This window comes from Leucobacter allii, from assembly GCF_022919155.1.
In the GTDB taxonomy this organism is placed as follows: domain Bacteria; phylum Actinomycetota; class Actinomycetes; order Actinomycetales; family Microbacteriaceae; genus Leucobacter; species Leucobacter allii.
Window position 1 is genome coordinate 1,978,987 of the sequence record NZ_CP095045.1, and the last position, 10,633, is coordinate 1,989,619.

Annotated in this window: 10 protein-coding genes; 5 read left to right on the forward strand and 5 right to left on the reverse strand. The window is 71.5% G+C overall.

Annotated elements, in window-relative coordinates; genetic code table 11:
* Nucleotides 1-419: 419 nt before the first annotated feature.
* Nucleotides 420-1,625, reverse strand: coding sequence for a tyrosine-type recombinase/integrase (locus MUN78_RS09225; RefSeq protein WP_244725950.1), 1,206 nt, complete (start codon nucleotides 1,623-1,625; stop codon nucleotides 420-422).
* Complete coding sequence (locus MUN78_RS09230; RefSeq protein WP_244725952.1) at nucleotides 1,618-1,833, reverse strand: helix-turn-helix transcriptional regulator; 216 nt, start codon at nucleotides 1,831-1,833, stop codon at nucleotides 1,618-1,620. Before MUN78_RS09230 ends, MUN78_RS09225 begins: the two co-directional genes overlap by 8 nt.
* A 365-nt stretch (nucleotides 1,834-2,198) precedes the next feature.
* Here MUN78_RS09230 and MUN78_RS09235 point away from each other — a divergent pair, with 365 nt between their 5' ends.
* Nucleotides 2,199-3,200, forward strand: a complete 1,002-nt coding sequence (locus tag MUN78_RS09235) for a hypothetical protein (protein ID WP_244725953.1) — start codon at nucleotides 2,199-2,201, stop codon at nucleotides 3,198-3,200.
* Nucleotides 3,201-3,232: 32 nt separating this feature from the next.
* The gene (locus MUN78_RS09240; RefSeq protein WP_244725955.1) at nucleotides 3,233-3,556 is read left to right on the forward strand and encodes a hypothetical protein; all 324 of its coding nucleotides are present in this window, start codon (nucleotides 3,233-3,235) and stop codon (nucleotides 3,554-3,556) included.
* A 6-nt stretch (nucleotides 3,557-3,562) separates the two neighbouring features.
* Here the strand turns inward: MUN78_RS09240 and MUN78_RS09245 are convergent, their stop codons facing one another.
* Nucleotides 3,563-3,904 carry a TraR/DksA family transcriptional regulator gene (locus MUN78_RS09245; protein WP_244725957.1) on the reverse strand — a complete coding sequence of 114 codons (342 nt, stop codon included), beginning with the start codon at nucleotides 3,902-3,904 and terminating at the stop codon, nucleotides 3,563-3,565.
* Nucleotides 3,905-4,052: 148 nt separating this feature from the next.
* Between MUN78_RS09245 and MUN78_RS09250 the strand changes: the two genes are divergently transcribed.
* Entirely contained in the window at nucleotides 4,053-4,547 is a 495-nt protein-coding gene (locus MUN78_RS09250; protein WP_244725959.1) for an Hsp20/alpha crystallin family protein, read from the forward strand.
* 215 nt (nucleotides 4,548-4,762) lie between these two features.
* Here the strand turns inward: MUN78_RS09250 and ku are convergent, their stop codons facing one another.
* Entirely contained in the window at nucleotides 4,763-5,665 is a 903-nt protein-coding gene (gene ku / locus MUN78_RS09255) for a non-homologous end joining protein Ku (protein WP_244725961.1), read from the reverse strand.
* A 69-nt stretch (nucleotides 5,666-5,734) separates the two neighbouring features.
* Between ku and ligD the strand changes: the two genes are divergently transcribed.
* Entirely contained in the window at nucleotides 5,735-8,344 is a 2,610-nt protein-coding gene (ligD, locus tag MUN78_RS09260) for a non-homologous end-joining DNA ligase (protein ID WP_244725963.1), read from the forward strand.
* 106 nt (nucleotides 8,345-8,450) lie between these two features.
* Here the strand turns inward: ligD and MUN78_RS09265 are convergent, their stop codons facing one another.
* Nucleotides 8,451-9,332: a class II glutamine amidotransferase gene (locus tag MUN78_RS09265; protein ID WP_244725964.1), complete on the reverse strand. Its 882-nt coding sequence runs from the start codon at nucleotides 9,330-9,332 to the stop codon at nucleotides 8,451-8,453.
* 95 nt (nucleotides 9,333-9,427) lie between these two features.
* Here MUN78_RS09265 and MUN78_RS09270 point away from each other — a divergent pair, with 95 nt between their 5' ends.
* Nucleotides 9,428-10,501, forward strand: coding sequence for a DUF4031 domain-containing protein (locus tag MUN78_RS09270; RefSeq protein ID WP_244725966.1), 1,074 nt, complete (start codon nucleotides 9,428-9,430; stop codon nucleotides 10,499-10,501).
* Nucleotides 10,502-10,633 lie beyond the last annotated feature (132 nt).

The following is a 10,633-nucleotide window of genomic DNA, read 5'->3' on the forward strand; positions in this document are numbered from 1 at the left end:
AGGGTTTGACTCGGTTGCAGAGCGTCCTGTATTTCAACGCTCGTCAGACCCGATCACGCCGCCAATCATGCGGGTGGTCGGGTCGATGCTGATGATTCTAGTGCTCTTCCCGCTGTCCTCGAGAGGCTACCGGAGCGGAGACGTCAATTCGTCGAGTCTGGCCCCGAATTCGTTGATACTCCGCGGAAGTGGTGGGGCTACCAGGACTTGAACCTGGGACCTCTTCGACATACCTCGATACAACTCGATACAACTTGACGTATCTCGACTGATCTTGACTCTAATGCAATCGATGGAAAGTCGCAGCAGCGCGCGATTTCAACCGCCAAGCAAGTCGCAGACGCAGCGATTCAGAGTCTTCCTCCTCTTGTCATCGGTCGAATTCCAGTATGCGGGCCCTCATCTCGATTGGTGATCCCTCACTCGCCCAGAATGGCGTCGAGGAGGTCGGCAGTCACGACGTCGACTTGCTCGGCGGTGATGGCGTAACTGTTGCGGGTGACCATTTCGTTCGCGTGCCCAAGCAAACGCGAGGCGATGGTGAGCCCCGCCGCGCGCTCCACGAGAGTCGCGGTGGTGCGTCGATAGATGTGCGTCGAGTACTCGTCTACTTCCATTCCAAGGCGAACAAGCGCATCCCGACTGTCGTCTATGAACGAGCGCAGCAACCGCTCGTAGTTGGACACGCTCATCGGTTTACCTGTCTCTATTGGGGACAGCAGCGCCTCCGGTCCGCTCTCAGCAAGCGCGAGGCGGCGCCGCACTGCGTCGGCTGCGAGAGCGGGGAGGGCAACGCGACGACGTTGACGGGTGCGCTTCGGGGCGTTCTTCCGAGTCACGCCCTGTTTCTTGTTCTGGATCACCGTCCCATCGATCAGGATCGTCGGCGGTGCCGCGGTCATATCCACGTCACACCGGCGCAGTCCAATGCACTCCCCCACACGGGCGGAGGTACCGAGCATGATGTCCATGCCATCGACCAGTGCCCGCCAGTTCGGGCGCGGTCCCATGCCCTCCGACTCTCGCCAATGAGTCATGAGCTCGCGGATCGCCTCGATCTGCTGTGGAGTGAGCATCGCGGTCTTCTTCTCGGGCGTCGGCAGCCGGGTGACGTCACGCACCGGGTTTGTCGGGATCGCATTATCGCGTACGGCGAACCCGCAGATGAGCGACAGCACTGATCGCGCTTCTCGCGCCGCTGAAACTCCCTTGTCCGCGAGGAGGTTCTGGATAATCCGGTCGCAGCGGCCAACCGTAAGCGCTTCTAACGTCACACCGCCGCAGGTCGGGATGAGGGTGAGGCGGACGGTGGTCTCATAGTTCTCGTACGTCGACCACGAGAGAGTTCCGTTCTCGGCACGTATTTTGACTGTCGGCAACCATGCCTCCGCCGTCTCCTGAATAGTCGATGCGGCGGTGACAATGGCCTTCGTATGTGTCGTCAGTGTCTTCGCACGCGACAGCAGTTCCTCCCGGGCGGCATTCTCACTGATGCCCTCGGCACGGAGCTGCATGAGTTCGCCCGAATCATTTCGCATCCTGGCGCGTGCCCGCCATTTACCGTTCGCGAGCTGCGTCACTTGCACCTGGCCGAGCTCGCCCGCGGCGATCCTGGGCCTAGCCACGGCGCTGCTCCCTCGCCCAGAAAAGTACGTCACCACGATCGTATTTGACGTGTCTGCCGAGTTTCAGCCACGGCGGACCTGACTTCGTGAGCCGCCACCCCTCCAACGCACGCACAGGTACGCCCAGCAGGATCGCGACCTCGGCTTGAGTCAGGAACGCGGGCTCGATCTCGATGTACGCATGATCTTCCATGACGAGGAGGAGCACTCCACATCCCAACGCGTACCAGCGCGGATTAACGCGTAACTCACCGAAACATCCGCGTGCAGAACACATCCCCTGGAGGTTTCTGGTCACCAATCTGGTCACCAGACGCCAGATCGGGCCACTCAAAGGAGCGAGAGGGGTGCCGGACTTCCTAGGGAACTCTAGCGATTCGTTGCTGGGGTACCTGGACTCGAACCAAGAACAACTGACTCTCCGTTCCCCACGGAAACGCGAGCCCCCACCTCCCCACCCCGCAAGAGCTCCAGCCGAAGACGCAGCCGCCCGACGGAGTACTGTAAGACCTGTGCCGCGCATCCCCACCGCCGGCATCTCGAGACGCACGATCCCCACCCAGGAGCCCGACCATGCCCGCCGACGCGCACGCCTCCCTCGCCGAATATCTGGCCCCGCTCCCCGCCGAGCGCCGCGAGCTCCACACCGCCCTCGTCGCGGCGGTCGGCGAGCGCGCCGCCTCTGCCCCGCGCGTGCACGCGCTGCTCTTCGTGCCGGGCCGCACCCACCCGCATTTCGAGGACAGCGAGGCCGTCTTCTGGCATGCCGCGCAGCAGCTCATGCTCGACGTCGATCCGGCCGAGGGCGAGCTGCCCGTGGCCTGGATCGGGTACGACGTCGCCTCCCGCTTCTCGGGGAAGCGCGAGGCCCAGGGCTTCCTGATCACCGACCGTCGGCTGGTCGTCAAGGATCAGGTCGACGGGATCTTCGGCACGGCCGCGCCGCGGCAGTACCCGCTGTTCACGGGCCCGGCGGGCGCCGCCGCGGCGGCGGCCGAGATCACGGAGTCGAGCACCGCCGCGTACGACTGGACCTTCGCGAGCGACCTCGTCGACACGGAGACCGCGCAGAGCATGACGGCCCTCCTCGCCGAGCTGCTGGTGACGGTGCTCGAGACGCTGGCGCGCCGGCGGATCGCGCTCGCCCCGGCGCCGGAGACCTCGGCGTCGCTGCGCGGACGCGTGCGCGAGCTCGGTCTCGACAACGACGTCAAGTACCCGGAGGACGCGAAGCACGCCAAGCACTTCGCGAAGCTCGCGAAGAAGATCCCGTGCGACGCCGGCGAGCGCGTACTCCTCGCCGTCACCGGATCGACGCTCATGGGCGTCTATGGCCTCGTGCTCACCGACCGCGGCGTGCGCTCGAAGGATCTGGGATCCGATCCCGTGGTCACGCCGCGGGAGCGCATCTCCCCCGAGGCGATCCGCATCGATCCCGAGCAGCCGCAGCGGGTGATCCTCGGCCCCGGCGAGGTGCACGAGCTCCCGGCGACCCTGGACGAGCGCCGCGCCGCCGGCCTCGTGACGCTGCTGCGCGAGTGGAGCGCAGGCAGACTGGCGGACGAGGTCCGATGAGCGGGCACGGCGGCCCGGCGGCCGGCTGAGCCGTGGGCTCCCTCGGCGTTTGGTCGACGCTCCTTGGCGCGGCCGTCGTGCTCGTCTGCTTCCTCCGATTCCTCCGCGTGCTCTACCGCGACGGGCGCCTGCACGCCGAGGAGCTGCGCGCCGCTCGCGGGGCGCAGCTGCCGCCGCTGCTCATCCTCGCCTCGGTCCTCGGCGTCGAGATCCTCGTGGTCGACCGCTTCCCGGCGCTCGTCGCCTGGATTCCGTCGATCATCTCCGTGACCGCGCTCCTCGGCGCGGTGCTGGTCGTGGAGCGGGCGCGCTCCGCGGTGCTCGCCCACCGGCGCCGGGACGGCGAATCCGGCTGAACCCGCCTACCCGCAGGCGACGCAGGACTCGCGGAATGGCCGGACCTCGAGCTGCGCGGGCGGGATCGGCCCGCCGCAGACACGGCAGATCCCGTATTCGCCGCGGCCGAGCCGCTCCAGAGCGGCGTCCGCCTGCCGCAGCGTCTCGCGCGCATCGGCGAGGAGTCCGGCACGCAGGGACCACTGCGCGGAGAGCGTCTCCCCCTCGGGATCGTGCTCGTCGTCATCGGATGCGCTGCGCCGAGCGCGAGTCAGCGCCCGCAGCCCGTCTTCGCGCTTCGCGACGCGCTCGGCGGCGCGCCTCCGCGCCTCCGCGAGGCCCGCACGAAGCTCCTCCTGCTCGTTCATACCCGCAGTGTAACCCCGCCGCGGCGGCGGGCTCCGCTGCTCGCCCGCAGCGAACCTGTTAGCACTCATCACACTCGAGTGCTAATCTAAAATCAGCTTGAGTCGACCTGACTCAACTTTTACGGAACACTAGTCGAAAGGTGCAGAGATGGCACAGTACAGCCCGATCCGAGAGATGGAACGCCTCGCCGACGCGCTGTTCGACGGCTCGCCGCGCGGCCCGCGCCGCATGCCGATGGACCTCTACCGCGACGGGGACACCTACGTGCTCACCGCCGATCTCCCGGGCATGGACCCGGGTTCCGTCGATATCGATGTCGACGGCCAGCTGCTCACCATCCGCGCCGAGCGCACCCTCCCCAGCACCGAGAACGTGCAGTGGATCACGCGCGAGCGCACCCCCGGCAGCTTCCTGCGCCAGCTCAGCCTCGGCCAGGGCGTCGACACCGAGCGGATCTCCGCCGGCTACGACCAGGGCGTGCTGAGCGTCACGATCCCGATGAGCGAGCGGGCGAAGCCCCGTAAGGTCCAGGTCGCGACGGGTGCGCACGTCGAGTCGGCGCACGAGACGGCCGCGGAGGCGCCCGGCACCGCGAACTCCGCGCCCCGGTCGGAGAACGCCGTGGTGCAGGCCTCCGCCTGATCGGCTCCCGCGGCGCCCTGCGGCCCCGCCGCAGCGCGCCGCGCCGCGTACGTCTACGGCCCCGACGAGACCCCCTCGTCGGGGCCGTCGCGCGTCTCCGGCGATGGACGGCGGCATCGACGCCTCATCGGGACGCGTGCGTGGACGACGAGGTCGCGAAAGCGCAACCGATACCGCCGCCCCGCTCAACCCTGCTCAACCCTGCTCACCCCTACTCACCCCCGCTTTGCGGCTCCCGATCGCTTCCCGGCTCCCGATCGCTTCGCGGCACCCGAGCGCTTCGCGGCCCCGGATCGCTTCCCGGCCTCGCCCCGCTTCCCCGAGCCCTTCCGCTTCGCGTCCCGGGAGCGCTGCACGCTGGCGCGCAGCGCCTCCATGAGGTCGATCACCTCCGCGCCCTCCTCCGCCGCCTCGCCGAACGTCGCCTCCGTATCGATCGCATCGCCCGCGCGCCGCTTCGCCTCGATCAGCTTCCGCAACTGCTCCTGGTACGCATCGCGAAAGCGTTCGGGCGCGAAGTCGTCCGAGAAGCTCTTCACGAGGGCGGCCGAGAGCTGCAGCTCCTTCGCCGAGATCCGCACCCGCTGCTCGAGCGCCGGGAAGGCCGGCTCCCGGATCTCGTCGGGCCAGAGCAGGGTCTGCAGCAGCAGCACGTCGCCGCGGACGCGCAGCGCCGCGAGGCGCGTTTTCTGGCGCAGCGCGAACTCCACGATCGCGGTGCGCTCGGTCCGTTCGAGCGTGCGGCGCAGCAGCGCGTACGCCTTCGGCGACTTCCCGCTCGGCTCCAGGTAGTAGCTGCGCTCGAAGAGCATCGGGTCGATCTGCCCGCTCGGCACGAACTCCACGACGGAGATCTCCCGGTCGCGCTCCTGCGGGATCGACGCGAGGTCCTTCCGCGTGAGCACGACGGTCTCCTCCTCGTCGGCGTAGGCGCGGTCGATGTGCTCGTAGGGCACGACCTCCCCGCAGACCTCGCAGCGCCGCTGATACCGGATCCGCCCGCCGTCCTCGTCGTGCACCTGGTGCAGCTCCACGTCGTGGTCCTCGGTCGCGCTGTAGAGCTTGACGGGCACGTTGACGAGTCCGAAGGTGATCGCTCCGCTCCATATCGCTCGCATGCGTACAGTACACCCCCGACCGCTGTCAAAGGTCTACCGCTTGCGCGACCCGCCGCGCATCCTGTACAGATGGCGGGCACACGGCGGAGCGACGGCGGGCGGCAGCGCACGAGCCGACGGCGGGGCGCGAGCCCGCCCGCGGGCAGCCGCGCGGACGCGGCGCAGACCGTGGAGATCGGCGGCCGCCGGATCCGGATCACCCACCCCGACAAGGTGCTCTACCCCTCGACGGGCACCACCAAGGGCGAGATCATCGGCTACTACAGCGCGATCGCGGAGACGATGCTGCCGCACTGCCGCGACCGGCCCGCGACCCGCAAGCGCTGGCCCGACGGCGTGGGCGCCGACGGCCGCGGCGACGTCTTCTTCCAGAAGGATCTCGGCGACACCGCGCCGGAGTGGGTGCGCACCGGGCGCATCCAGCACAAGGATCATGTCAACGCCTATCCACTCGTGAACGACGAGGCGACCCTGGTGTGGCTCGCCCAGCTCGCGGCGCTCGAGATCCACGTGCCGCAGTGGCGATTCGACGCGACGGGCGAGCCGCAGCCGCCGGATCGCCTCGTCTTCGACCTGGACCCCGGCGAGGGCGTGTCCCTGCAGCAGTGCGCCCGTATCGCGTTCCTCGTCCGCGAGGTGCTCCGCGGCATGGGACTCGACCCCGTTCCCGTCACGAGCGGCAGCAGCGGGATCCACCTCTACGCCGCCCTCGACGGTTCCCAGAGCTCCGACGCGGCCTCCGCGGTCGCCCGGGAGCTCGCGCGCTCGCTCGAGGCCGACCATCCCGACGAGATCACCAGCTCGATGAAGCGCTCCCTGCGCCCGGGACGCGTCTTCATCGACTGGAGCCAGAACAACGCGGCGAAGACCACCGTGGCCCCCTATTCGCTGCGCGGCAGGATCGCCCCGACGGTGGCCGCCCCGCGCAGCTGGCGGGAGCTCGCCTCCCCGCACCTGCGCCAGCTGGAGTTCCGGGAGGTGCTGGCGCGGGTCGCGCGGCGCGGCGACCCGCTCGCGGAGCTCGTGGCGCGCGGGAGCGACGCAGCGCCGGATCGGCTCGACGACTACCGCGCCAAGCGCGACGCGCGCCGCACGCCGGAGCCGGTGCCGGCGCGGGGCCGATCCCGCTCCGGCTCACGCGGCGGGGGTGCGGCACGCGGCGCCGACGACGATACGGAGGGCGACCGGGGCGACGCCCCGGTCTTCGTGATCCAGCGCCACGAGGCGCGGCGGCTGCATTTCGACTTCCGCCTCGAGCACGACGGCGTGCTCGTCAGCTGGGCCCTCCCGAAGGGGGTGCCGACCGATCCCGGGGTGAACCATCTCGCCGTGCCGACGGAGGACCATCCGATGGCGTACCGGCACTTCGAGGGGGTCATCCCCGCGGGCGAGTACGGCGCCGGGGAGGTGCGCATCTGGGACTCCGGCCGCTACGCGCTCGAGAAGTGGCGCGAGGACGAGGTCGTCGTCGCGCTCGAGGGCGGCCCGGGCGGCGGCCTCGGCGGCACCCGGCGCTACGCACTCTTCCGCACGGGCCGCGAGGACGGGGCGCCGTGGATGATCCACCTCATGTCCGAGGAGACGCCGCATCGGCGGCTTCGGCGCGGACGCGCCTCCGCCGCCGGGGAACCCGCCGCCGCAGGTCCCGACGTGCCGCCCCCGATGCTCGCCGTGGCCGGCGCGGCCGGCGCACTGCCGCGGCTCGACCCCGCGGCCTGGGCCTTCGAGATGAAGTGGGACGGCATCCGCGCGATCGCCCGCATCGACGTCGAGCACTGCGCCCTCCGCAGCCGCTCCGGCGGCGACCTCACCGCGGCGTACCCCGAGCTCGCCGCCCTCCCGCGGATCGTGAACGCCGAGGACGCCGTGCTGGACGGCGAGATCGTCTCCCTCGGCGGTGATGGGGCGCCGAGCTTCTCGCGGCTGCAGCAGCGCTTCGGTCTCACCGCGCCGCGCGACGTCGCCCGGGCTCGCCGAGCGGCCCCGGCCTCCTATCTGATCTTCGACGTGCTGCGCATCAACGGCCGGGACTGCCGCGGCCTGCCGTATCGGCAGCGCCGCGAGCTCCTCACCGCGCTCATCGACGCGGATCCCGGCGTGCCCGCGGCACTGCCGGAGGTCTTCGCGGGCAGCGGCGCCGAGGCCGCGGAGGCGAGCCGGAGCCTGGGGCTCGAAGGCGTCGTGGCCAAGCGCTGGGAGAGCCCGTACCGATCCGGCGCGCGCACGGCGGATTGGCGGAAGTTCCCGAGCATCGCCACCGCCGAGTTCGCGGTCATCGGCTGGCGCGAGAGCCCGTCCGATGCTCGAGGCATTGCCTCGCTGCTGCTCGCGGAGCCCGCAGAGCTCGCCATGCCCGCGCATGCACCGGATCGCGCGGGCGGCCCCGACCGTACGGCCGACGGCGCGGCAGGCGCCTCGCCCGCGTGGCACTACGCGGGGCGGGTGGGCACCGGCTTCTCCGCGGCGGAACGGCGCGCGATCCGCGCCCGCCTCGCGCCGCTCGAGTGCGCCCGGCCCGTGGCAGCCGTGCCGCCGGAGGCGCGCCGGGACGCCCACTGGGTGCGACCGGAACTCGTCGCCGAGGTCGTGGCGAAGGGTCGCACCGCGGGCGGCAGCCTGCGGCAGCCCGTGTGGCGCGGCTGGCGCCCCGACAAGCGCCCCGGCGATCTCGACGCGTGAGGCGCGAGGCGCGCGAGACGGCCTCGGCGCGGTGATCTCGGCGCGCGAGCTGCGCGAATCGAAGCCGGCGACGGCGCCGGACGCACGCGCCGGGTAGGCGCCGGCCTCACGCGAGGGGCTCGAACGGCGCGAATCGCGGCGGGGCGTCCCGGCTGCAGACGCCGAGGGCGCCGACGGGCACCTCGGTCCAGCTCCGATGGCTCCAGTGCGATTCGAGCGGCTCCGAGACGACGAGCTGCGCGTCCTCAGGCAGGCGATCCGCCGAGCCGTCGACGGTCCGCAGCGCGGTCGCGCCGGCCGCGTGGTAGAGGGTCGGGGCGAGCGCGCCCGGCGCGTCCGGGCTCACCCAGCGCAGCACGAACAGCCGCGCACCGTCCGAGGCGCACACCGTGGCGCGGAAGGGCGCGACGATCCCGTGCTCGCGCCGCGCGCGTTCCACCCGCCCGACCATGCGGGCGAGCGCGGAGGCCGGATCGTCCCGCAGCCCGTAGCCGAGGGCGAGCGCCAGGCAGAGCTCGGAATCGGTGCTTCCGAGGAGCGACGGATAGCGCTCCGGCGCGACGTCGAAGGTGAGCTCGCGCTTCAGCTCCCCGAACGCCGGGATCTCGCCGTTGTGCTGGAACATCCAGCCCTCCTGCACGAAGGGATGGCAGTTCTGCTCGGCGATCGAGCCTCCGGGCGCCGCGCGCACGTGCGCGAGGAAGCAGTCCGACTCGATCTGCGCCGCGAGGTGCCGCAGATTCATGCTGTCCCAGGCCGGCTCGATCTGCCGGTACTGCCCGAGTCTGCCGCCGCGACCGTGCCACGCGATGCCGAAGCCGTCGCCGTTGGTCGGGAAGGCGTGCCGCCGGAACCCCGCGGCGCGCGGATCATCCGGCAGGAACAGCTCCCGCGCGAGCAGGCTCTGGTCGATGAGCGAGTGCTCGGGCCGCACGAGCACGTCCTCGAGCGGGATCGACGATCCGAGATACGCGAGCCATCGGCACATGCGCTCCCCCTTCCCGAGGGCTGCTCCACTCGCCTCGAGGCTACCCCCGCCGCCGGCATCGCGCACCCGCCGCCCCCGCGCAGTACGCTGAACGGATGGCGATCCTCATCGACCCGCCCGCGTGGCCGGCGCACGGCACGCTCTGGAGCCATCTCGTCTCGAACGCGGACTACGCCGAGCTGCACGCCTTCGCCGCACGCCTCGGGCTCCCCCGACGCGGCTTCGACCTCGACCACTACGACGTCCCCGCGGCGCGCTACGCCGACGCCGTCGCCGCCGGAGCCCGGCCGGTGACCGCGAAGGACGTCGTGCACGAGCTGCGGGCGGCCGGGCTCCGCGTGCGGCAGCGCGACCGCGATGCCGTCGCGCCGCTGCGACGCCGAGAGTACCTCGCGGGCGAATGGGCGTCGCTCGGAGCGCGGCTCGGGATCGCGGCCGGATCCGGCACCGTGACGGACGGCGCGGCCGAGTCCGCGGCGACGCCCGCGGACGCCTGGCGGCGCCTCGGCGATGATCTCCTCGGCCGCTGGGGCGAGGCGCACCGCAGGTACCACGACGCCCGCCACCTCGAGGACGTGCTCCTCGCCCTCGACATGCTCGGCACCCGCGGCGAGCGCATCGCCCCGGAGACGCTGCTCGCGGCGTGGTTCCACGACGCCGTTTATGCGGGAGCGGGCAGCCGCTCTCAGGCGGACGGCATCGGTACGGGCGACGCGCGGGCGGACGGCACCGGCGCGGGCGCCGAGACCGCTCCGGGTGCCGACGAGCGGGCCTCCGCGCGTCTCGCAGCGGCGTCGCTCGGGTCCCTCGGCATCGATCCCGAGCTCGCGCAGCGGGTCGCCGCCCACATCGAGGCGACGGCACCCGGGCACGCCGAGGCGGCCCCCGCCGCCCCGGAGCGCGCGCTGCTGCTCGACGCCGACCTCGCGATCTTCGGGGCGTCCCCCTCGCGCTACGCGGAGTACGCCGCCGCGGTGCGGGAGGAGTACGCGCACGTTCCCGACGCCGATTTCGCCGCCGGGCGCACCGCGATCCTCGCCGGCTACCTCGCGCGGCCCGCGATCTACCGCACCGCGGCCGCGCAGGGGCTCTGGGAGGCGCGCGCCCGGGAGAACGTGGGCGCCGAGATCGCGCGGCTTGAGCGGTCTCGGGACGCCGAGCGCGCGTAGCGCGGCCCGGAGGCACCGGCGCGAATCGGATCTCACCGGCGCCGGATCGGATCGGACCGGCGCCGGGTCCGGGCGCACCGGCTCGAATCGGCACCCGCCCGAGCCGTGCCCGACCGAACCGTGCCCGCCCGA

Bases quoted from the DNA above. Each gene is read 5' to 3' on its own strand.
- MUN78_RS09250 (WP_244725959.1), top strand. From the start codon at position 4,053: ATGGCACAGTACAGCCCGATCCGAGAGATGGAACGCCTCGCCGACGCG.
- ligD (WP_244725963.1), top strand. From the start codon at position 5,735: ATGGCGGGCACACGGCGGAGCGACGGCGGGCGGCAGCGCACGAGCCGA.
- ku (WP_244725961.1), bottom strand. From the start codon at position 5,665: ATGCGAGCGATATGGAGCGGAGCGATCACCTTCGGACTCGTCAACGTG.
- MUN78_RS09270 (WP_244725966.1), top strand. From the start codon at position 9,428: ATGGCGATCCTCATCGACCCGCCCGCGTGGCCGGCGCACGGCACGCTC.
- MUN78_RS09235 (WP_244725953.1), top strand. From the start codon at position 2,199: ATGCCCGCCGACGCGCACGCCTCCCTCGCCGAATATCTGGCCCCGCTC.
- MUN78_RS09245 (WP_244725957.1), bottom strand. From the start codon at position 3,904: ATGAACGAGCAGGAGGAGCTTCGTGCGGGCCTCGCGGAGGCGCGGAGG.
- MUN78_RS09265 (WP_244725964.1), bottom strand. From the start codon at position 9,332: ATGTGCCGATGGCTCGCGTATCTCGGATCGTCGATCCCGCTCGAGGAC.